Annotated in this window: 4 protein-coding genes; 3 read left to right on the top strand and 1 reads right to left on the bottom strand. The window is 75.0% G+C overall.

The window, feature by feature from the left end:
- Positions 1-8 precede the first annotated feature (8 nt).
- The gene (locus tag OG294_RS11350) at positions 9-10502 is read left to right on the top strand and encodes a type I polyketide synthase (protein ID WP_327066354.1); all 10494 of its coding nucleotides are present in this window, start codon (positions 9-11) and stop codon (positions 10500-10502) included.
- 199 nt (positions 10503-10701) lie between these two features.
- Here the strand turns inward: OG294_RS11350 and OG294_RS11345 are convergent, their stop codons facing one another.
- Entirely contained in the window at positions 10702-13623 is a 2922-nt protein-coding gene (locus OG294_RS11345) for a helix-turn-helix transcriptional regulator (RefSeq protein WP_327066353.1), read from the bottom strand.
- 615 nt (positions 13624-14238) lie between these two features.
- On the opposite strand from OG294_RS11345, the gene OG294_RS11340 reads away from it, so the two are divergent.
- Positions 14239-19683, top strand: a complete 5445-nt coding sequence (locus OG294_RS11340; RefSeq protein WP_442789138.1) for an SDR family NAD(P)-dependent oxidoreductase — start codon at positions 14239-14241, stop codon at positions 19681-19683.
- Positions 19683-24449, top strand: coding sequence for a type I polyketide synthase (locus OG294_RS11335; protein WP_327066352.1), 4767 nt, complete (start codon positions 19683-19685; stop codon positions 24447-24449). Before OG294_RS11340 ends, OG294_RS11335 begins: the two co-directional genes overlap by 1 nt.
- Positions 24450-24491: the final 42 nt, after the last annotated feature.

Below are 24491 nucleotides of genomic sequence, written 5' to 3'. Positions count from 1 at the left end.
CACCGACCGTGGATACATCTGTCGAGCAGATCGTCGAGGCGCTGCGCGAGTCGTTGCTGGAGAACGAACGCCTGCGCCAGCAGAACACGCGGATCGAGGCGGCGGCGCAGGAGCCGATCGCGATCGTGGCGATGAGCTGCCGCTACCCCGGCGGCGTCAGCTCGCCCGAGCAGTTGTGGCAGCTGGTCGACCAGGGCGTGGACGCGGTGGGGGACTTCCCCGCCGACCGCGACTGGGACGTCGAGGGGCTCTACGACCCGGACCCGGACGCGCCGGGCAAGACCCACGTGCGTGAGGGCGGCTTCCTCTACGACGCACCGCGCTTCGACGCCGCGTTCTTCGGCATCTCGCCGCGCGAGGCGATCGCGATGGACCCGCAGCAGCGCCTGCTGCTCGAGGTCTCCTGGGAGGCGTTCGAGCGGGCCAACATCGACCCGCACACCCTGCGCGGCAGCCGGACCGGCATCTTCGCCGGGGTGATGTACCACGACTACGGCAGCTGGCTGGCCGAGGTGCCCGAGGGCGTCGAGGGCTACCTCGGCAACGGCAACCTGGGCAGTGTCGCCTCCGGCCGGGTCTCCTACACGCTGGGCCTGGAGGGGCCCGCCGTCACGGTGGACACCGCCTGCTCCTCCTCGCTGGTCGCGCTGCACCTGGCGGTCCAGGCGCTGCGCACCGGCGAGTGCGCCTACGCGCTGGCCGGCGGTGTCACCGTGATGTCCACCCCGGACACCTTCGTGGACTTCAGCCGCCAGCGCGGGCTCTCGCTGGACGGCCGGTGCAAGTCCTTCGCCGCCACGGCGGACGGCACCGGCTGGGGCGAGGGCGTCGGCATGGTGCTGCTGGAGCGCCTGTCGGACGCCGAGCGCAACGGGCACCGGGTGCTGGCCGTGGTCCGCGGCAGCGCGATCAACCAGGACGGCGCCTCCAACGGCCTGACCGCCCCCAACGGGCCGTCCCAGCAGCGGGTGATCCGCCAGGCGCTGGCCAACGCCCGGCTCAGCGCCGACCAGGTGCACCTGGTGGAGGCGCACGGCACCGGCACCCCGCTGGGCGACCCGATCGAGGCGCAGGCGCTGCTCGCGACCTACGGGCAGGAGCGCGCCGGCGGTGAGCCGCTGTGGCTCGGCTCGATCAAGTCCAACATCGGCCACACCCAGGCGGCGGCGGGCGTCGCCGGGGTGATCAAGCTGGTGATGGCGATGCGCCACGGCCGGATGCCGAAGACGCTGCACGTCGAGGAGCCCACCCCGCAGGTGGACTGGACCGAGGGCGCGGTCGAACTGCTCACCGAGGCCAGGGACTGGCCCGAGCGCGGCGAGGCCCGGCGGGCCGCGGTCTCCTCCTTCGGCATCAGCGGCACCAACGCCCACGTGATCCTGGAGAGCGTGCCGGAGCCCGAGCTGCCGCCGCGCGCCACCGAACCGGCCGGACCGCTGCCGCTGGTGCTCTCCGGCAAGGGCGAGCAGGGCCTGGCCGGCCAGGCGCAGCGGCTGCTCGACCACCTGGACAGCGCGCCGCTGCCCGACCTCGCCTGGACGCTGGCCACCTCCCGGGCCGCCCTCGGCGACCGCGCGGTGGTGATCGGCGCGGACCGCGCCGCGCTGGCCGCCGGGCTGACCGAGCTGGCCGCCGGACGCGCCGCGGCGAACGTGGTGCAGGGCAGCCGCCAGAGCGAGTCCCGGATCGCCTTCGTCTTCCCCGGGCAGGGCTCGCAGTGGATCGGCATGGCGGCCGAACTGCTGGACTCCGCACCGGTGTTCGCCGCCAGGATGGCCGAGTGCGCCCAGGCGCTGGCCCCGCACGCGGACTGGGACCTGCTGGAGGTCATCCGCGGCGCGGGCTCGCTGGAGCGGGTGGACGTGGTGCAGCCCGTGCTCTGGGCGGTCATGGTCTCGCTCGCCGAGCTGTGGCGCTCCTACGGGGTGCGCCCGGCCGCCGTGATCGGGCACTCGCAGGGCGAGATCGCCGCCGCCTGCGTGGCCGGGGCGCTCTCGCTGGCCGACGGCGCCAAGGTGGTGGCCCTGCGCAGCCTGGCCATCGCGGACGACCTGTCCGCGCGCGGCGGCATGATGTCGGTGGCGCTGGCGGCCGAGCAGGTCCGTGCGCGGCTCGCCGCGTACCAGGGGCGGCTCTCGGTGGCCGCCGTCAACGGCGCGGCCTCCGTGGTGGTCTCCGGCGACGCCGACGCCCTGGACCAGCTGCACGCCGGGCTGAAGCAGGACGGCGTGCGGGCCAAGCGGCTGCCGGTGGACTACGCCTCGCACTCGGCCCAGGTCGAGTCGATCCGCGAGCGGCTGCTGAAGGAACTCTCCGGGCTCGCCCCGCGCTCCGCCGAGGTGCCGTTCTACTCCACGGTGACCGGCGAACTCTTCGACACCGCGGGCCTGGACGCCGACTACTGGTACACCAACCTGCGCCAGAGCGTGCTCTTCGAGGGCACCACTCAGGTGCTGCTCGACAGCGGCTACGGCGTCTTCGTCGAGTGCAGCCCGCACCCGGTGCTGCTGCACAGCGTGGCGGAGACGGCGGAGGCGCTGAACGCCGAGGCCGTGGGGATCGGCTCGCTGCGCCGCGACGAGGGCGGTGCGGAGCGCTTCCTGACCTCGCTGGCCGAGGCGCACGTGCACGGCGTCGCCCTCGACTGGGCGGCGGTCTTCGCCGGGACACCGGTGCGCACGGTGGACCTGCCCACCTACGCCTTCCAGCGCGAGCGGTTCTGGCTCGGCAGCTCCCAGGCGGTGGGCGATGTGACCGCGGCCGGCCTGGTCGCCGCCGGACACCCGCTGCTCGGCGCCTCGGTCACGGTCGCCGACGGCGGCGGCATGCTCTTCACCGGGCGGCTCGCCACCGCCACCGCGCCCTGGCTGGCCGACCACGCGGTGGGCACCGCGGTGCTGCTGCCCGGTACCGCGTTCGTGGAGCTGGCCGTCAAGGCCGGTGACGAGGTCGGCTGCGGCCGGGTGGCGGAACTGACCATGGAGGTGCCGCTGCTGCTGCCCGAGCGCGGCGCGGTCCAGCTCCAGCTCCACCTCGGCGAGCCGGACGAGGCGGGCCGGCGCCCGCTGACCGTGCACTCGCGCCCCGAGGGCGGCGAGGGCGAGTGGACCCGGCACGCCAGTGGCCTGCTGGAGCCCGACACCGCGGAGGCCGGCTTCGACCTGGCGGCCTGGCCGCCGGCCGGTGCGCAGCCCGTCCCGGTGGACGGCGTGTACCAGGCGCTGGCCGAGCAGGGCTACCACTACGGCCCCGCCTTCCAGGGGCTCAAGGCGGCCTGGCGGCGCGCCGAGGAGGTCTTCGCCGAGGTCGAACTCCCGGTGGAGGACCAGCGGTTCGCCCTGCACCCGGCGCTCTTCGACGCCGCCCTGCACGCCGCGGGCCTGGGCGGCGGCCAGGAACCGGAGCAGGCCCGGCTGCCCTTCGTCTGGAACGGCGTCTCGCTGTACGCCTCGGGTGCCAGGGCCCTGCGCCTGCGGATCACCGGCACCGACGCGCTGACCATCCAGCTCGCCGACACCACCGGTTCCCCGGTGGCCTCGGTGGACGCGCTGACCACCCGCGCGGTCGACCCCGCCGCGCTCGGCGCGGCCGGCCGCGCCGACGCCCTGTTCCGGCTCGACTGGCCGCTGCTCGCGGTCCAGGGTCCGGCACCCGAGCACGCGGTGCTCGGCGAGGGCGGTCCGGCGCAGCTGGCGGAGCTGGCGACCGTACCGGAGTTCGTGGTCCTGCCGGTGCGGCAGGACGGGGATCCGGTCACCGGCACCAGGACCGCCGCCGCCCGGGTGCTCGACACCCTGCGGCAGTGGCTGGCCAGCGAGAAGGTCGCCGCCTCCCGCCTGGTGGTGCTCACCAGGGGAGCGGTGGCGGTGGGCGCCGAGGGCGTCCAGGACCTCGCCGCGGCCGCCGTCTGGGGCCTGGTCCGCGCCGCCCAGGGCGAGAACCCCGAGCAGTTCGTCCTGGTGGACGCCGACCGGGACACCACCGTCGAGCAGGCCCTGGCGGCGGTCGCCGCCTCGGGCGAGCCCCAACTCGCCGTGCGCGACGGCAAGGTGCACGTCCCCCGGCTGGCCAGGAGCGCGCCGCAGGGCACCGCAGCCCCCTTCGGCGCCGAGGGCACCGTGCTGATCACCGGCGGCACCGGCGTGCTCGGCGCACTGGTGGCCCGCCACCTGGTGGCCGAGCACGGGGCGCGCCACCTGCTGCTGGCCGGGCGCAGCGGCGTCGCGAGCGAGGACTTCGCCGACCTGGACGCGGAGATCACCGTGGCCGCGTGCGACGCGGCCGACCGCGAGCAGCTCGCCGAGCTGCTCGCCACCGTCCCCGCCGACCGCCCGCTGACCGCCGTGCTGCACCTGGCCGGCGCGCTGGACGACGGCCTGGTCACCTCGCTCACCGCCGAGCGGCTGGACGCGGTGCTGCGCCCCAAGGTGGACGCGGCCTGGCACCTGCACGAGCTGACCGCCGGTCTGGACCTCAAGGCGTTCGTGCTCTTCTCCTCGGCCGCCGGCACCGTGGACGGCGCGGGCCAGTCCGGCTACGCGGCGGCCAACGCCTTCCTCGACGGTCTGGCCCAGCACCGCCGGGCGCTCGGCCTGCCCGGCCTCTCGCTGGCCTGGGGCTTCTGGGAGCAGCGCACCGGGATGACCGCCCACCTGAGCGAGGCGGACGTGGTGCGGATGGCCAGGTCCGGGGTGCGTCCGATCACCACCGCCGAGGGCCTGGCGCTGCTCGACCTCGCGCTGGCCGGGGACCGGGCGCTGCTGGTGCCGATCGGCCTGGATCTGCCCGCGCTGCGCTCGGCGGGCACGCCCTCCCCGGTGCTGCGCGGCCTGCTCCGGCCGGCTGCCCGGCGCACGGCGGCAGCGGCACCCGCGGCACCGGGCGGCGCGCTGGACAAGCTGGCCGCCCTCGGGCAGGCCGAGCGCGACGCGGCCCTGTTCGAGCTGGTCCGCACCCATGTCGCCGCGGTGCTCGGCCACGACCCGGACATGGTGCTCGACCCGCGACGGGCCTTCCGGGACTGGGGCTTCGACTCGCTGACCGCGGTGGAACTGCGCAACCGGCTGGGCCAGGCGGTCGGGCTGCGGCTGCCGGCCACCCTGGTCTTCGACTACCCGGACCCCACCGCCCTCGTCGGCCACCTCAGGACCGAACTCTTCGGCGCTGCCGAGCCGGTCCCCGCATCCGCCGCCGGCGCGCAGCAGGCCGTCGACGAGCCGATCGCGATCGTGGCGATGGCCTGCCGCTTCCCCGGCGGCGTCAGCACCCCCGAGGAGCTGTGGCAGCTGCTGGCGGAGGGCGGTGACGGGATCTCGCCGTTCCCGGCCGACCGCGGCTGGGACATCGAGGGGCTCTACGACCCGGAGCCGGGCAAGGCCGGTCGGACGTACGCCCGCGAGGGCGGATTCCTGCACGACGCCGCCGACTTCGAGCCGGACTTCTTCGGCATCTCGCCGCGCGAGGCGATCGCGATGGACCCGCAGCAGCGCCTGCTCCTGGAGACCTCCTGGGAGGCGCTGGAGCGCGCCGGCATCGACCCGTACTCGGTGCGGGGCAGCGCCACCGGTGTGTTCGCCGGGGTGATGTACCACGACTACGGCAGCAGGCTCAGCAACGCGCCGGAGGACGTGCGGGACTACCTGGGCAACGGCAGCCTCGGCAGCGTGGCCTCGGGCCGGGTCGCCTACACCCTCGGCCTGGAGGGTCCCACCCTCTCGGTGGACACCGCCTGCTCCTCCTCGCTGGTGGCCCTGCACCTGGCGGCGCAGGCGCTGCGCGGCGGCGAGTGCACGCTCGCCCTGGCCGGCGGCGTCTCGGTGATGTCCACCGTGGACACGTTCGTGGACTTCAGCAGGCAGCGCAATCTCGCCGCCGACGGCCGGGCGAAGTCCTTCGCGGACGGCGCGGACGGCACCACGCTCTCCGAGGGCGCCGGGATGCTGCTGCTGGAGCGGCTCTCGGACGCGCGGCGCAACGGGCACGAGGTGCTGGCGGTGGTTCGCGGCTCGGCCGTGAACCAGGACGGTGCCTCGAACGGGCTGACCGCGCCCAACGGTCCGTCGCAGCAGCGGGTGATCCGTCAGGCGCTGGCGAGTGCGGGGCTGTCGGCGACCGAGGTCGACGTGGTGGAGGCGCACGGCACCGGCACCACGCTGGGTGACCCGATCGAGGCGCAGGCGCTGCTGGCCACCTACGGCCAGGGCCGCTCGGCGGACCGGCCGCTCTGGCTGGGCTCGATCAAGTCGAACATCGGTCACACCCAGGCCGCGGCCGGTGTCGCGGGTGTCATCAAGATGGTCCAGGCGATGCGCCACGGCGTGCTGCCCAGGACCCTGCACGTGGACGAGCCCTCCAGCAAGGTGGACTGGTCGGCCGGCGAGGTCAGGCTGCTGACCGAGGCCCAGGACTGGCCCGAGGCCGAGCGCCCGCGCCGGGCGGGGATCTCCTCCTTCGGGATCAGCGGCACCAATGCGCACACCATCATCGAGGCCGTCACCGAGCAGCCCGCCGAGCCGGCGGGCACCGAGGCGCCGCTGCTGCCCGTGCTGATCTCCGGGGCCACCCCGGAGGCGCTCGCGGCCCAGGCGGCGAAGCTGACCGCCCTGGTGGACGCGCCGATCGCCGACCTCGCCTTCTCGCTGGCCACCGGCCGCTCCGAACTCGGCCACCGGGCCGCGCTGATCGCCCGCGACCGGGACGAACTCGCCGCAGGACTTGCCGCGTTGGCAGCCGGTGAGGCGGCACCCGGGGTGCTGCGCGGCAAGCCGGCGGCCGGCAGGCTGGCCTTCCTGTTCACCGGCCAGGGCGCGCAACGCCCCGGCATGGGAGCGGAGTTGTACCAGCAGCAGCCGGTCTTCCGGCGCGCCCTGGACGAGGTCTGCGGGCAGCTGGACCCGCACCTCGACCGGCCGCTGCGGGAGCTGCTCTTCGATCAGGACGCCGAGCTGCTCGACCGGACCCGCTACACCCAGTGCGCCCTGTTCGCCCTGGAGGTCGCGCTCTTCCGGCTGCTGGAGTCCTGGGGCATCAGGCCGGACTTCCTGGCCGGGCACTCCATCGGCGAGCTGACCGCCGCCCACGTCGCGGGCGTGCTGAGCCTGCCGGACGCCGCCCGCCTGGTCGCGGCCCGGGGCCGCCTGATGCAGGCGCTGCCCGCCGGTGGCGCGATGCTGGCCGTGGACGCCACCGAGGAGGAGGTGCTGCCGCACCTCGGCGCGTCCGTGGGCATCGCCGCCGTCAACGGGCCGAACGCCGTCGTGGTGTCCGGGACCGAGGAGGCGGTGGCCGCCCTGGAGGCGGCCTTCACCCACCGCAGGACCAAGCGCCTGCGGGTCAGCCACGCGTTCCACTCGCCGCTGATGGACCCGATGCTGGCCGAGTTCGCCGAGGTCGCGCGCACCCTCGCGTACGCCCCGCCGAGCGTGCCGATCGTCTCCAACCTGACCGGCCTGCGCGCCACCACCGAGGAGCTGACCTCCCCCGAGTACTGGGTGCGCCACGTGCGCGAGGCCGTCCGCTTCGCCGACGGGATCCGCACCCTGGAGGCGGAGCAGGTCCGCACCTTCGTGGAGCTGGGCCCCGACGCGGTGCTCTCCACCATGGGCGCGCACTGCCTGGCCGACCCCGAGCGCTCGGCCCTGGTCTCCGTGCTGCGCCGGGACAAGGAGGAGCCCGTCGCGCTGGCGACCGCGCTGGGCGCGCTCCAGGTGCGCGGCGTCCCGATCGACCGGCAGGGGCTCTACGGCGGTACGGCGGTGCGCCGGATCGACCTGCCGACGTACGCCTTCCAGCGCCGGCGGCTCTGGCTGGAGGACGGACCGTCAGGACCGGGCGAGGCGGCCGGCTTCGGCCAGGCGACGGCCGGGCACCCGCTGCTCGGCGCCGAGCTCAGGCTGGCGCAGAGCGACACCGTCGCGCTGACCGGACGCCTCTCGCTGAGCACCCACCCGTGGCTGGCCGACCACGCGGTCGCCGACGTGGTGCTGCTGCCCGGCAGCGCCTTCGTGGAACTGGCGGTCCAGGCGGGTGACCGGGTGGGCAGCGCGCTGATCGAGGAGCTGGCCATCGAACGGCCGCTGGTGCTGCCCGCGCAGGGCGGGATCCAGCTCCAGGTGGTCACCGGCGCCCGCGACGACGCCGGGCGCCGCCCGGTCACCGTGCATGCCCGCACCGAGGAGAGCGGTGCCGCCTGGACCAGGCACGCCACCGGCGTCCTGGCCGAGCCGGCCGCGCCGGAACCCGCCGCGCTCCCGGTCTGGCCGCCGGCCGGTGCCGTGCCCGTCGACCTCGGCGGCAGCTACGACCGCCTGGCCGACCAGGGGTACGGCTACGGCCCGCTGTTCCGCTGCCTGCGGGCCGCCTGGCGGCTCGGCGAGGAGATCTACGCCGAGCTCGCCCTGCCCGAGCAGGCCGAGCAGGCCGGCTTCGGCCTGCACCCCGCGCTGCTGGACTCCGCGCTGCACGCCATCGACCTGCTGGACGGCCAGGACCCCACGGTGATGACCCTGCCGTTCTCCTGGGAGGGCGTGACGCTGTACGCGGCGGGCGCCTCGGCCCTGCGGCTGCGGCTCACCCCGCAGAGCACCGAGCAGCTGAGCCTGCAGCTCTTCGACGGCGCCGGCGCACCGGTGGCCGTGGTCAGCGCGCTGCGGATCCGTCAGGTGTCCGCCGAGCAGCTGAACGCGGCCGCGGCTGCCACCGCCGGGGCCACCGGCTCCGGCGACCTGTTCGAACTGCACTGGGAGCCGGTGCCGTTGGCGCCTCTCCCGCAGGACGCGCGGCTCGAACCGGACACCGTGACCATCACCGTCGACGGCCCGGACGAGGCGTACGCCCCGGCCCGGGCGAGCAGGACCGGGCACCGCGCGCTGGCCGTCCTGCAGCAGCGCCTCGCCGAGGAGCGCGCCGAGGGCGCGCCGCTGGTGGTCCTCACCCGGGGAGCGGTGGGCGTGGACGGCGCGCCGGACCTCGCGCAGGCCGGGATCTGGGGCCTGGTGCGGGCGGCGGCCGTCGAACACCCCGACCGCCTGGTCCTGGTCGACCTCGACGAGGACCCCGCCTCCGAGGCCGCGCTCGCGGCGGCGGTGGCCACCGGGGAGCCGGAGCTGGCGCTGCGGGCCGGTCAGGCGTACGTCCCGAGGCTGGCCGAGGCCGCCGCCGCCGGAAGCGTCCGCCCGCTCGACCCGCAGGGCACCGTGCTCATCACGGGCGGCACCGGCAGCCTCGGCCGCCTGCTCGCCCGGCACCTGGTGGGCGAGCACGGCGTCAGGCACCTGCTGCTGACCAGCCGCACCGGCGTCCTGCCGACCGAGCTGGCGGACCTGGCCGAGCTGGGCGCGACCGTGACGGTGGCCGCCTGCGACGCCGCCGACCGCGAGGCGATGGCCGCGCTGCTCGACGCCGTCCCCGCCGAGCACCCGCTGACGGCGGTGGTGCACGCCGCCGGGGTCCTGGACGACGCGCTGGTCTCGGCGCTCACCGACGAGCGCCTGGACGCGGTGCTGCGGCCCAAGGCCGACGCGGCCTGGCACCTGCACGAGCTGACCGCGGGCCTGGACCTGGCCGCCTTCGTCCTGTTCTCCTCGGCCGCCGCCACCCTCGGGGCCGCCGGGCAGGGCAACTACGCGGCGGCCAACGCCTTCCTGGACGCCCTGGCCGCCCAGCGGCACGCGGCCGGGCTCCCCGCGCTCTCGCTCGGCTGGGGCCTGTGGGACACCGGATCCGGGATGGCCGGCTCGCTCGGCGAGGCGGAGCTGCGCCGGCTCTCCCGGGACGGCATCCAGCCGCTGCCGGTCGACCGGGCGCTCGCGCTCTTCGACCGGGCGCTGACCTCGGAGCAGTCGCTGCTGCTGCCGATGCGGGTGCAGCCGACCGAGCAGGCGCCCCCGATGGTCCGCGCGCTGGCTGCCCGGACCCCGGCCCGCCGCACCGCCCAGGCCGGGCCGGCCGCGACCGACCGGCCGCAGCTCACCCCGCTGCCCGAGCGGCTCGCGGCGCTCTCCCCGGCGGAGAGCCGGCAGTTGCTGCTGGAGACCGTGCGCGGCCATGTCGCCGAGGTGCTCGGACACCCGGGTGCCGAGGCGGTGGACCCGGAGCGCGGGTTCGGTGAGCTGGGGGTGGACTCGCTCTCGGCGCTGGAGCTGCGCAACCGGATCAGCGCCGACACCGGCCTGCGGCTGTCCTCCACCCTCACCTTCGACTACCCGACCCCGGTGGCCATCGCCGACCACCTCTTCGACGAACTGGTCGAGGACCTGGACGGTGCGCCGGATGTGGAGGCCGAGGTGATCCGCCTGGAGTCCCTGCTGGAGGCGGCCGTCTCGGTCAGCTCGGTCAACGAGGAGCAGCGCTCCCGGGTGGCCCTGCGCCTGCGGGCGCTGACCGCCAGGTGGACCGGCGACCTGCACCCGGAGCCTGCCGACCAGGGCGGCCCGGAGCTGGACACGGCCACCGCCGACGAGCTCTTCGACCTCCTGGACGACGAGCTCGGCAAGTTCGACTAGCCGGCCCCGGGGCCTGCCCGGCGCAACCCGCCGGCCAGGCCCCGTGCCCCGATCGACCCCCAGCTGTCCCGACCCCCGGCCAAGCCCGTCCCGCCCCCAGCTCGTCCCGACCCCGAAGGGAGCCCTCCCGATGCGCCAACGCCGAAGCCGCCGCCGACTGCCCGCAGGGCAGTTCGGACGCGGCGGCTTCGGGCACGGCCTAGAGCGCCAACCGGCGCCAGAGCGGGGGGAGTTCCTTGGTGACCACGGGGTGCTGGCGGGGCCGGCGATCGCCGGCCGGCCGGTGCTTGGGCAGTGCGGGGATCTGGCGGTCCAGCAGCTTGGACGGCAGCTCGGTGCGGCTGGCGACGTTCAACTTCCGGTACACGCGGGTGAGGTGCTGCTCGACCGTGCTGACCGTCACATGGATGCGGCCGCTGATCTCACGGTTGGTGTATCCGAGCGCGGCCAGCACGGCGACCCGGCTCTCCGCGTCGCTGAGCAGCGAGGCGGAGTCGGCGACCGCGGGGGCCGCGGGGCCGGGGGAGGGGCTGGCCGGGGCGGCGGGCGAGGGGGCGACAGGCGCGTCGGTGGGCACCGGCTCGCTCTGCGGCAGCTCCTCGTCCGCCGGCTGCGGCTCGCCGTCGCCGGTCTCCTCGGCGGCCTGACGCGCCACCAGGCGGGCTCTGGCGTAGTCGCCCAGCTCGTAGTAGGTGGCGGACAGGTCGGCGAAGGCCAGCGCGAGTTCCAGCCGGTCGCCGCAGGTCTGCAGCAGGTCGATCGACTCGCGCAGCAGCGTGGTGCGGTGCCGCGGCTGGCTGGTGCCGGCCAGCACCCGCAGGGCGATCGCCCGCGAGCGGGTGCCCAGCGGGTGGCGCTGCCCGGCCTGCTCCTCCGCCAGCTCCTTGGCGATCCGGGTCTTGCCGATCTGCAGGTTGGCCTGGGCGAGGTCGGTGCGCCAGGGGACCAGCGGCTGCAGGTCGGGGTTGCGCTCGCGCATCAGGTGCCCGCAGGTCTCGAAGTCGTTCAGCGCGGCGAACGGCCGGTCGGTGGAGAGGTAGTGGTGTCCCCGGGCACGCAGGTACTGCACGCCGAAGACGGTGTTGAACATGCCGTCCGGCACCTTGCGCCGCAGCAGCTGTGTCGTGGCCTCGTGCCGGCCCAGGGCCGCGTTGGCGAAGATCGCCGTCGCCAGCGGCAGGCCGATCAGAACCCCCCAGGCCTGGGAGTTCAGCAGTTCGAGCGCCTCGGCGGCCTTGGCCGCCGCGGTGCCCGGATCACCCTGCAGCAGGGCGATCCGGGCCCGGACGCTGAGCAGCAGCGCCTGCCAGGTCGTCCAGCCGCGCCGCACGGAGTCGTTCAGCAGCGCCTCGCAGACCTCGATCGCGGTCTGGGCCTGGCCGGTGACGGCGATGACCAGCAGCGAGACGACCGTCAGTTCCAGTTTCAGGTCACTGACCTGGCCGCTCTGCAGGGCCTCGGTCACCTGCGACACCGACTCGGCGCTGACGTCTCCGCTGACCAGCAGCGCCACCGTGGCCCACAGGGTGTTCACCTTGCCCGTGGTGGCCCGTTCCAGGGCGGCCATCTTGGCGAGGTCACCGCGGTGGCTGACCCGGGGCACGCCGTAGAAGCAGTGCCGGACGAACTCCACCTCGGCCAGCACATGGGCGTCGCCCGGGTCGAGCGAGGCGGCCAGCGCGGTCACCGCCTCGTCGGCGAGGCCGGTCTCGCCGTGCCAGAGCATGTGCCGCACCACGGTGGCCGCGTCCCGCGCGTCCAGTTCCCCGCCCACCACGCTCCGGTGGAGCGGTTGCAGGTGCGGGGTCACCGCGGCCGGGTTCACCCGCCACTCCGCCCGCGCCAGCGCGGTGGAGAGGGTGTGCCGCTCCTGCTCGTCGGTGGACTCGCGCAGGGCCAGGCGCAGGTAGCCGGTGGACTGTTCGACCTCGTCCGCGGCCAGCGCCTGTTCGGAGGCCAGCCGCAGCACCGACAGGCCCCAGGGCTCCTCGACCTGGCCCGCGGCCATGAGGTGGTTGGTCACCACGGGTGCGGGCGCCCCGTCCAGGTAGAGCAGCCGGGCGATCTCGCCGTGCAGCCGCGAGCGCTCACCGGGGGCGAGGTCGCTCAACACCGCGCTGGCGCCGGCGGGCAGGCGGAACCGGTAGCCGTCGAGCAGACCGATGGAGCCCAGCAGGTCGGCCACGACCTGCACGGCGTCGGGGCTGATCGACAGCAGCAGCGCGGCGGTCCGGGCGCCGGCGTGGTCGCCGAGCGCGGCCAGCGCCCTGGCGACGGAGAGATGTCTCGGCTCGCCCCGGTAGAGGCAGGCCAGCACCGCCTGCCGGTAGGCGATGCCCGGGACGGGCTCACCGAGTTCGGTGCCGAACTGGGTGCCGTCGTCCAGCAGGGCGTGCACCAGCATGGGGTTCCCGCCGGTCACCTGGTGGTAGGTGGCGCTGAGTTCGGCGGGCAGCGCCCCGGTGGCCTGGGCGGCGAGCATCCGGGTCACGCCCTGCTCGGACAGCGGCGCCAGCCGGACCCGGTGGTGCGGCTGGCGGCTGAGCCCGTCGTGGATGAGCGGGTCCGCCAGCGCGGACTGCTCCCAGCCGGCGCAGACCACGATGATCCGCTTGTTCCTGATCCGCCGCAGGAGGTACAGCAGGGTCTGCAGGGACTGGGTGTCCAGAAGATGGGCGTCGTCGATCACGATGGCCACAGGACGCTCGTGTGCCAACTCCAGGACCGGTCCGGTCACCGCCTGGAGGAGGGTTTCCGGGGCGTATTGTGCGGCGCCGTGGTCCAGTCCAACCGATGCCGCCCGGTAACGGGTGCTTGATGCAGGGTTGACTCCGGCATCAGGCGATAACGAGCCCTCCAGGACTTCTGCCGAGAGCTCGCCGCTGTGCAGGAGTTCCCGGACGGCGCTCATCGGCCGGCGCCGCCCGCGCGCGCAGCCGCTGGCGGTCAGCAGCCGGGCACCGGCCTTGCCTGCGGCGTTCGCGAACTCGTGGAGCAGCTCGGTCTTGCCGATCCCCGGGCCGCCGGTGATGATGACAAGCTGTCCTGCTCCGGCGACGCACTCCGCGAATGCGTCGCGCAGGGTCTCAAGTTCTCGGTGGCGCTCGAATAGGCGCACCATGACCTCCCCCCGTGGCCAGGATTCCTGAAATGAATCCGCAAATGACTTTATCGGGGCAGCCCCGCCCCCACGGGTCCCCTGGAACACTATCTCCGCTGCGCGACGACGACCGGTGGTAACGTGGCAGCGAAATCCGCTCTACATCAAAAATTCATGCCCATGTCACAATGGACATCGCCTTGCCCTTTCGGGCATTTCGCGTGGCGCGGGCGGCAGTGCTGGCGCTGTTGAATTCTCGGAACTGGTCCAGACCTCCCAGGGGCCGGGCGGGCTTGCCCGGAGTCCCCGGGGCGATCGTGGACTTGTGGCTGCTCAGAGGGGCTCTTCCCGTTCCCCAGAGCCAACTTGACGTTATGTTGGGGCTGCCAACGTTGTCAACATCGGTCTCGCTGGACGGTCCTCGGCGGCGGTCCCTGCAGGTCCGTCGATCGTGGCCGCCACGTCGGCGGGCCAATCGGCGGGTCATTCGGCGTGCTTCGGAAAGCGGCGGCGGGTCCACTCCAGGGGGCAGTAGGGGGATGACCCCGAGACCCCCTGCTCCCTAGCCTCACAAAGGCGGGGGCATGGACCGACGAGCCGGGATCCCGCGTTTCCGAAGGCTTCGATCCCGATCGGATGGCTGCGTTGGTGAACAACGAGGACCGACTGCTCGACTATCTCAGGCGAACCACTTCGGATCTGCGCGAGACGCGGCGCAGGCTGCGCGAGTCGGAGTACCGCGCGCACGAGCCGATCGCGATCGTGGGGATGGCCTGCCGGTACCCCGGAGGGGTCGCCACACCGGAGCACCTGTGGGACCTGGTGGCCGCCGGCGCCGACGCGGTGTCGGACTTCCCGGCCGACCGGGGCTGGGACGTCGAGTCGCTGTACGACCCCGACCCCGCGCGGGCGGGCAAGACCTACGCCCGGACCGGGGCCTTCCTGCACGAGGCCGCCGACTTCGACTCGGACTTCTTCGGCATCTCGCCGCGCGAGGCGCTGGCGATGGATCCGCAGCAGCGGCTGCTCCTGGAGACCTCCTACGAGGCCTTCGAGGACGCGGGCATCGTCCCCGCGGCGCTGCGCGGCTCCCGCACCGGCGTCTTCGTCGGCGTCATGTACAACGACTACGCGACCCGGCTGCTCTCGGTGCCGGACGACCTCGACGGCTATCTCGCCAACGGCAGTGCCGCCAGCGTCGCCTCGGGCCGGGTGGCCTACACCTTCGGCCTGGAAGGGCCCGCCGTCACCATCGACACGGCCTGCTCGTCCTCGCTGGTGGCACTGCACTGGGCGGTGAAGGCGCTGCAGTCGGGCGAGTGCACGCTGGCGCTGGCGGGCGGGGTGACCGTGATGTCCACCCCCGAGACCTTCATCGACTTCAGCCGGCAGCGCGGGCTGGCCCCCGACGGCCGCTGCAAGGCCTTCGCCGAGGGTGCCGACGGCACCGGCTGGGGCGAGGGCGCGGGCATGCTGCTGGTCGAGCGGCTCTCCGACGCCCAGCGGCTCGGCCACCGGGTGCTGGCCGTGGTCAAGGGCAGCGCGATCAACTCCGACGGCGCCAGCAGCAGGCTCACCGCGCCCAACGGCCCCTCCCAGCAGCGGGTGATCAAGCAGGCGCTGGCGAGCGCCGGCGTCTCCCCGGCCGATGTCGACGTGGTCGAGGCGCACGGCACCGGGACCTCGCTGGGCGACCCGATCGAGGCCCAGGCCCTGCTCGCGGTGTACGGCCAGGACCGGCCCGAGGGCCGGCCGCTGTGGCTCGGCTCGATCAAGTCCAACCTCGGGCACACCCAGGCCGCCGCGGGCGTGGCGGGGGTGATCAAGATGGTGCAGGCGATGCGGCACGGCGAACTGCCCAGGACGCTGCACGTGGACCGCCCCTCCACCCAGGTGGACTGGACGGCGGGTGAGGTGCGGCTGCTGACCGAGGCCCAGGAGTGGCCCGAGAGCGGGCGGCCGCGGCGGGCGGCGGTCTCCTCGTTCGGGATCAGCGGCACCAATGCGCACGTGGTCCTCGAACAGGCCCCGGCGCTCGAAGCGCAGGCCCCTGAGGCGGACGGCGAACCGCAGGCCGCCGAGACGCAGGCCGAGACGCAGGCCGCCGACACCCCCGCGGTGGCCCCCGCGCCGCGGCTGGAGGCCGTCCCGTGGCTCCTGTCGGCGCGCACCCCCGAGGCGCTCGCCGAGCAGAAGCGCCGCCTGCGCGCCTGGGTCGAGGCCCGCCCCGGGCTGGACCCGGCGGAGGTGGCCTGGTCGCTGGCCTGCGCCCGCTCCTCCTGGGAGCACCGCGCGGTGGCCGTCGGCGGCTCCACCGGAGAACTGCTGGACGCCCTGGCCTCGGCCGCGGGCACCGTGGCCGGTCACGGGAAGCTGGCGTTCCTCTTCACCGGGCAGGGCTCGCAGCGCCTCGGCATGGGGCGGGAGCTGTACCGGGCGTTCCCGGTCTTCGCGGCCGCCTTCGACGAGGTATCCGCCCTGCTGGACCCGGAGTTGGAGATTCCGCTTGCCCGGGTGATCGAGGCGCAGCCGCAGCTGCTGAACCGCACCGACTACGCCCAGGCGGCGATCTTCGCCGTCGAGGTGGCGCTCTTCAGGCTGGTGGAGTCGCTGGGCGTGCGGCCCGACTACCTGGTCGGCCACTCGGTCGGCGAGCTGGCCGCCGCGCACGTCTCCGGCGTGCTGTCGCTGGAGGGCGCAGCCGCCCTGGTGCTGGCGCGCGGCGGCCTGATGAGCCGGCTGCCCGCGGGCGGCGCGATGGTGGCGATCCGGGCCACCGAGGCCGAGGTGCTGCCGCTGCTCGGCGAGCAGGTGGGCCTGGCCGCGGTCAACGGGCCGCGCTCGGTGGTGGTCTCGGGCGAGCACGAGGCGGTGCTGGCGCTCGCCGCCCGGTTCGGGAAGAGCACCCGGCTGACCGTCTCGCACGCCTTCCACTCCCCGCTGATGGAGCCGATGCGGGAGGAGTTCGCCCTCGTCGCCAAGGCGCAGTCGTACGGCGCGCCGGCCATCCCGATCGTCTCCACCGTGACCGGCGCCCTGGCCGGCGCCGAGGAGCTCGGCTCGCCGGACTACTGGGTGGACCACGTCCGCCGGCCCGTGCGGTTCGAACCGGCCGTGCGCGCACTGGCGGCCCTGGGCGTGCGCAGGCTGCTGGAGCTGGGACCGGACGCGGTGCTGACCGCGATGGCGCAGGACTGCCTCGACGGTGACCCGGTGGCCGCCGCGACCATGCGCCGCGACTCGGCCGAGACGCGCGAGCTGCTGGGAGGCCTGGCCCGCCTGCACGCCGACGGCGTGCCGGTCGACTGGGCCGCGCTCTTCGAAGGCCGTCGCCCGAACCGGGTCGACCTGCCGCTCTACCCGTTCCAGCGCACCCGGCTCTGGCTGGAGGCCACCGCCGCCGGCGGCGACCCGAGCGGCCTCGGCCAGCTCCCCGTCGAGCACCCGCTGCTGGCCGCGGCGAGCGAACTGCCCGACTCGGGCGGGCTGGTGCTGACCGGGCGGCTCTCCCGCTCCGCCCAGCCCTGGCTGGCCGACCACGCCGTGCACGGCACGGTGCTGCTGCCCGGTACGGCCCTGGTGGAGCTGGCGGTCCAGGCCGGCGACCGGGTCGGCTGCGCCCTGCTGGAGGAGTTGACGCTCCAGGCCCCGCTGACCCTGCCGGAGCACGGCGCGGTGGCGGTGCAGGTCGCCGTCGGCGCCGAGGACGCCGGGCGGCGCACGGTCGCGGTGTACTCCCGGCCCGCCGACGCGCCGGACACGCCGTGGAGCCGGAACGCCGGCGGCCTGCTCGCCGCCGCCGCCGAGGAGCCGCAGTTCGACCTGCGGGTCTGGCCGCCCGAGGGCGCCGAACCCATCGAGCTGGGCGAGCTCTACCCCAGGCTCACCGGGGTCGGCTACGGCTACGGCGAGGTGTTCCAGGGACTGCGCGCCGCGTGGCGGCGCGGCGAGGACCTGTTCGCCGAGGCCGCCCTGCCCGACCGCGCCCGGAGCACGGCCGCCGCCTTCGGCCTGCACCCGGCGCTGCTGGACGCGGCCCTGCACGTCAACCTGCTCGACCTGGGTGACGGGCAGGCGGTGCTGCCGTTCAGCTGGGGCGGGGTCACCCTGCACGCCGGCGGGGCCGGTGAGGTGCGGCTGCAGGTCGCCAAGGCCGGCTCGGATGCGGTCTCGCTGGCGGTCGCGGACGGCACCGGCGCGCCGGTGGCCACCGTCCGCACCCTGGTGGCCCGCCCGGTCTCGGCGGGGCAGCTGGCCGCCGGACCGGGGGAGTCGCTCTTCCGTCTGGAGCTGGTCCCGCTCGACCCCGCCCCGGCCGAGGCCCTGCCCGCGGACGCCGTGGTCTGCGGCCCCGACGACCTCGGCCTCGGCGTGCCGGTCCACCCGGACCTGGCCTCGATCGAGGCAGCGCCGGGCCTGGTCGTGCTGCCGGCGGCCACCATCGCCGGTGAGGTGCCCGCGGCGGTGCACCGGAGTGTCGGCGAAACCTTCTCCGTCCTGGGGGCCTTCCTGGCCGACCGGCGCTTCGACCACTCCCGGCTGGCGGTGGTGATCCGGGCCGATGAGCTCGCCCACGCGCCGCTGGCCGGACTGGTGCGGGCCGCCGAGGCGGAGAACCCCGGCCGCTTCCTGCTGGTGGACACCGACGGCGGCGCGGGCCTGGCCGCCGCGCTGGCCTGCGGCGAGCCCGAGGTCGCGGTGCGCGGGGGCGAGCTGTCGGTGCCCAGGCTCGCCAGGGCGAAGCCGGCGCAGCCGCCGCACTTCGACCCCGAGTCGTATGTGCTGATCACCGGCGGTCTCGGCGGCCTCGGGCAGCTGATCGCCCGTCACCTCGCGGGCGCCCACGGCGTGCGGCGGCTGCTGCTGACGGGTCGGCGGGGCGCGGACACCCCCGGCGCGGCCGAGCTGGCGGCCGAGCTCGAAGAGCTCGGCGCCGAGGTCGCGCTGGCGAGCTGTGACGCGGCCGACCGCGGTCAACTCACCGAGCTGCTGGCCCGCTACCCGGTCGGCGCCGTGGTGCACTCGGCCGGCGTGGTCGACAACGGGATGCTCGCCGCGCTCGGCCCCGAGCAGGTCGAGCGGGTGCTGCGGCCCAAGGTGGACGCCGCCTGGAACCTGCACGAACTCACGAAGGACCGCGAGCTCAGCGCCTTCGTGCTGTTCTCCTCCACCGCCGGTCTGCTGGTCGGCGGCGGCCAGTCCAACTACGCCGCCGCCAACGCCTTCCTGGACGGCCTCGCGGCCCACCGCCGGGCCGCCGGGCTGCCCGCCGTCTCGATGGCCTGGGGCCTGTGGTCCGAGGTCGGCGGCCTGGCCGACCAGGTGGACGCCGCCGACCTGGAGCGGATGCACCGGATGGGCCTGCCTCCGCTGCCCGCCGCCCAGGGCCTGGAGCTGTTCGACGCCGCCCTGGCCGCCGAGGACGCCCTCGTGGTGCCGATGCGCCTGGACGTCGCCGCGGTGCGCGCCAGGACCGACGGCGTCCCGACGCTGCTGCGCGGGCTGGTCCGCGGCGCCGCGCGCCGCGCCGCCGGGTCCGCGGCCACCTCCCGCGCCGACGCGCAGAGCGGCTGGCGGGAGCGCCTGGCCCCGCTGCCGGACGCCGACCGCGACCAGCTGCTGCTGGAGCTGGTGCTCACCGGGGTGGCCGCCGTCCTCGGCCACGCCTCGGCCCAGGCGCTCGACCCCGACAAGGCGTTCCAGGAGATGGGCTTCGACTCGCTGGCGGCGGTCGAACTGCGCAACCTGCTCGGCGCGGCCACCGGCCTCTCGCTGCCCGCCACCCTGGTCTTCGACCAGCCGGCACCGGTCGTCCTGACCGCCTACCTCAAGGCCGAACTCGTCCCCGGCCCGGCCGACCAGGCCCGGCTGATGGTCGCCGAGGTCGACCGGCTCGAAGCCGCGCTGACCGCGCTGCCGGACCAGGACGGCTCACACGCCCGGATCACCGCGCGCCTCGAAGCGCTGTTGCGGACCTGGCGGGACACCCACAGCACGGGCGGCGAGGCGCTGGACGACTTCGACACCGCCACCGACGAAGAACTCTTTGCGACGATCGACAACGAATCTGGAGTCCAGTGATGGTAGACCCGGCCAACGTCGACAGGCTCCGCGACTACCTGAAGCGGGCCACCACCGAGCTGGAGCGCACCCGCCGCCGGGTGCGCGAGCTGGAGGAGCTCCACCGCGAGCCGATCGCGATCATCGGGATGGCCTGCCGCTACCCCGGCGGCATCCGCTCGCCCGAGGACCTCTGGCGGATCGTCAGCGAGGGCACCGACGTGGTCTCCGGCTTCCCGGTGGACCGCGGGTGGGACGTGGAGAACCTCTACGACCCCGAGGTCGGCGCGCCCGGCAAGAGCTACGTGCGCCACGGCGGCTTCCTGCACGACGCCGCCGAGTGCGACCCCGCGTTCTTCGGCATCAGCCCCAAGGACGCGCCGGGCACCGACCCGCAGCAGCGGATGCTGCTGGAGACCTCCTGGGAGGCGTTCGAGCGGGCCGGCATCGACCCGCAGTCGATGAAGGGCACCAGGACCGGCGTCTTCGTCGGCCTGATGCACCACGACTACGTGGGCGGCACCATCTCCGGCAGCATCGTCTCGGGCCGGATCGCCTACACGCTGGGCCTGGAGGGGCCCGCGGTCACCATGGACACCGCGTGCTCCGCCTCTCTGGTGGCCCTGCACCAGGCGACCCAGTCGCTGCGCCGCGGCGAGTGCGAGTTCGCCCTGGTGGGCGGCGCCGCGGTGATGGCCAGCCCCGAGATGTTCATCGAGTTCAGCGAGCGGCGGGCGCTGGCGGCCGACGGGCGCTGCAAGTCCTTCTCCGAGGACGCGGACGGCGCCGCCTGGTCCGAGGGCGCGGGCGTGCTGCTGGTGGAGCGCCTGTCGGACGCCCGGCGCAAGGGGCACCGGGTGCTCGCGGTGGTCCGGGGCAGCGCGATCAACCAGGACGGCGCCTCCAACGGCATGACCGCGCCCAGCGGGCCGGCCCAGATCCGGGTGATCCAGGCGGCGCTGGCCGACGCCCAGTTGTCGCCGAACCAGATCGACGTGGTGGAGGCGCACGGCACCGGCACCAAGCTCGGCGACCCGATCGAGGCCCAGGCGGTCATCGCCGCCTACGGGCAGAACCGGCCCGAGGGCCGGCCGATGTGGCTGGGCTCGATCAAGTCCAACATGGGCCACCCGCAGGCCGCCGCCGGCGTGGCGGGCGTGATCAAGATGGTCATGGCGATGCGCCACGGCGTGCTGCCCAAGTCGCTGCACTCCGAGCGCCGCACCTCCGCGGTGGACTGGTCGGCGGGCGACGTCGAGCTGCTGACCGAGGCCCGGACCTGGCAGACCCACGGCCAGCCGCGCCGCGCCGCCGTCTCGGGCTTCGGGATCAGCGGCACCAACGCGCACACCATCCTCGAAGAGGCCCCCATCGAGGAGGCGTCGGCCCAGGATGCGGCAGAGCAGGCGCCGCGCGCCGCCCTGCCGGCCGTGCCCTGGGTGCTCTCCGCGAAGACCGCGGAGGCGGTCAAGGACCAGGCGAACCGGCTGATCGCCGCGACCGAGGACCTCGATCCGCTCGACGTCGGCTTCTCGCTGGCCACCACCCGCGCCCTGCTCACCCACCGCGCCGCGGTGGTCGGCCGCGACCGCGCCGAACTGCTCGAGGGGCTGCGCGCGCTGGCCGAGGGCCGGGAGCTGCCGCAGGTCGCCGCCGGCCCCGGCAAGCTCGCCGTGGTCTTCTCCGGCCAGGGCTCCCAGCGCCCCGGGATGGGACGCGAACTGCTGGAGGGCTTCCCCGAGTTCGCCCGCGCCTTCGACGAGATCTGCGCCGAGTTCGACCAGCACCTGGAGCGCCCGCTGCGCGAGGTGGTGCTGGACACCGAGTCCGAGCTGCTGAACCAGACCGTCTTCACCCAGGCCGGGCTGTTCGCCTTCGAGGTCGCGCTCTACCGCCTGCTGGAGTCCTGGGGCATCCGCCCCGACCTGCTCGGCGGGCACTCGATCGGCGAGGTGGTCGCCGCCCACGTCGCCGGTGTGCTCTCGCTGAGCGACGCCGTCACCCTGGTGGCCGCGCGCGGCCGGCTGATGCAGGCGCTGCCCACCGGCGGCGCGATGGTCGCGATCCGGGCGAGCGAGGCCGAGGTCGCCTCGCTGCTCACCGAGGGCGCCGACCTCGCCGCGGTCAACGGCGAGCGCGCGGTGGTCGTCTCGGGCGACGAGGAGGCGGTGCTCGCGGTGGCCGCCCGGTTCGAGAAGACCACCAGGCTGAAGGTCTCGCACGCGTTCCACTCGCACCGGATGGACGGCATGCTGGAGTCCTTCCGGGCCGTGCTCGACACGCTGGAGTTCCACCAGCCGCGGCTGCCGGTCGTGTCCAACCTGACCGGATCGCTCGCCGACGAGCTGACCTCGCCCGACTACTGGGTGCGCCACGTGCGCGAGGCCGTCCGGTTCCACGACGGCGTGCGCACGCTGGCCGCCGAGGGCGTCACCCGGCTGCTGGAGGTGGGCCCCGACTCGGTGCTCACCGGGATGTCCCAGGACATCGTGGCCGAGGTGGTCGCCACCCAGCGCCGCGACCGGGGCGAGGCCGGGGCGCTGCTGACGGCGCTCGGCCGGCTGCACGTCAGCGGCCTGAGCCCCGACTGGTCGGCGCTGTTCACCGGCGCCCGCGTGGTGGACCTGCCGACCTACCCCTTCCGGCGCGACCGGCACTGGGAGAACGCCCCCTCCATCACGGCGGCCAGTGCCCCGGGCCGGGCCGGCGACGAGGGCGCCGAGTTCTGGGAGCTGGTCCGGGAGCAGGACGTGGCCGCGGTCGCCGCCACCCTCGGCGTGGACGACCAGGCCCCGGTGGCCGCGCTCGTCCCGGCACTGGCCTCCTGGTACGACCAGCGGCAGGCCAACGCCACCGTGGACGGCTGGCGCTACCGCGTCGGCTGGCGGATGCTGCCTGGCTCCGAGGACCGCACCGCCGCGTTCCGCTGGCTGGCCGTGGTCTCCGAGGCGCTGGCCCAGGACCCGTGGGTCGAGGCCGCGCTGGCCGCGCTGCGCGAGCGCGGCCACCAGGTCGAGCTGCTGGCCGTGCCCGCGGCCGCGCAGCAGCGCACCGCCCTGGCCGCACTGCTCGACGGCCGCGGTGCGGTGGACGGCGTGCTCTCCCTGCTGGCGCTCGACACCCGGGCGGCCGTGACCGCCGCGCTGGTCCAGGCGCTCGGCGACACCGGGATCGCGGCGAAGCTGTGGGCCGTCACCCGGGACGCGATGGCCCACGAGTCCTCGGCCCGCCCGAGCGGCTTCGCCCAGGCCGAGGTCTGGGGCCTGGGCCGGGTGGCCGCGCTGGAGCACCCCGAGCGCTGGGGCGGTCTGCTCGACCTGCCCGCCGAGCCCGGCCCGCTCACCCTGGCCCGACTCGCCACCGCGCTCACCGCCTACGGCGACGAGGACCAGCTGGTGCTGCGCGAGTCCGGCCTGTTCGCCCGCCGCCTGGAGCACGCGCCGGTGCGGCCCGGAACCCCGTGGCAGCCCACCGGCACGGTGCTGGTCACCGGCGCCACCGGCGCGGTCGGCGCCCGGGTGGCGAACTGGCTGGCCGAGCAGGGCGCCGAGCACCTGCTGCTCACCAGCCGCCGCGGCGAGGCGGCGCCCGGCGCCGCCGAACTGCAGCAGGAGCTGGCCGCGACCGGCACCAAGGCCACCTTCGCCGCCTGCGACGCGGCCGACCGCGAGAGCCTGGCCGCGCTGCTGGCCACCGTCCCGGCCGAGCACCCGCTGACCGCCGTGATCCACCTGGCGGGCGTGCTCGACGACGGCGTGCTGGACGCGCTCACCCCCGAGCGCTTCGCCACGGTGCTGCGGCCCAAGGCACAGGCCGCCCTGAACCTGCACGAGCTCACCGCGGAGCTGGACCTGTCGGCGTTCGTCCTCTTCTCCTCGCTCACCGCCACCGTCGGCGGCGCCGGGCAGGCCAACTACGCGGCGGCCAACGCCTTCCTGGACGCGCTGGCCGAGTACCGGCGCGGCGAGGGCCTGGCGGCCTCCTCGATCGCCTGGGGCCTGTGGGGCGGCGGCGGCATGGCCGACCACGGCGCCGTGCGGGACGCGGGCCGCAGCCTCGGCATCTCCGCCATGGACCCCGACCGGGCGCTGACCGCGCTGCGCCGGGCGCTGGAGGGCGGCGAGACCACGCTGACCGTGGCCGACGTGGACTGGACCCGGTTCGCGCCCGCCTTCGGCGCCGCCCGGCCCAGCCCCCTGCTGGCCGACCTGCCCGAGGTCCAGGGCCTGGCGGCCGGCGGCGGCGGTGACAACGCGGTCCCCGACGGCTTCGCCCAGAAGCTGGCCGGCCTGACCGGCGGCGAGCGCAAGCGCGCCCTGGTGGACCTGGTCTGCACCCAGGCCGCCACCGTGCTCGGCTACGGCGCGGCCGGCGGGATCGAGCCCAGCACCGCCTTCCGCGACCTCGGCTTCGACTCGCTGACCTCGGTGGACCTGCGCAACCGGCTCAGCACCGCCGCCGGGGTGGCCCTGCCGGCCACGCTGATCTTCGACTACGCAACGCCCGCCGCGCTGGCCGAGCACCTCGGCAGCGAGCTGGGCGAGGGCACAGGCGGCTCCTCGGCCGACGCACTGCTGGCCGAACTCGACCGGCTGGAGGCCGCGTTCGGCGACCTGAAGGTCGAGGAGATCGAGCAGGGCCGGTTCACCGCCCGCCTGCAGGCGATGCTCAACGGGCTGACCGAGACGCTGTCCGCCGCCGGCGGCGAGTCGGTCGCGGGCCGGCTGGAGAACGCCTCCGCCGACGACATCTTCGCCTTCATCGACAACGAGCTCGGCACGGCGTGACGACGTGACTGAGAGCAAGCACGCCCCGCACGCCAGGCTGAA

This window comes from Kitasatospora sp. NBC_01302, from assembly GCF_035976515.1.
Lineage (GTDB): Bacteria > Actinomycetota > Actinomycetes > Streptomycetales > Streptomycetaceae > Kitasatospora.
This window is presented reverse-complemented; position numbering and strand designations above follow the sequence as displayed.

Coding starts and splice junctions, on each gene's coding strand:
- OG294_RS11340 (WP_442789138.1), top strand. CDS start 14,239: ATGGCTGCGTTGGTGAACAACGAGGACCGACTGCTCGACTATCTCAGG.
- OG294_RS11345 (WP_327066353.1), bottom strand. CDS start 13,623: ATGGTGCGCCTATTCGAGCGCCACCGAGAACTTGAGACCCTGCGCGAC.
- OG294_RS11335 (WP_327066352.1), top strand. CDS start 19,683: ATGGTAGACCCGGCCAACGTCGACAGGCTCCGCGACTACCTGAAGCGG.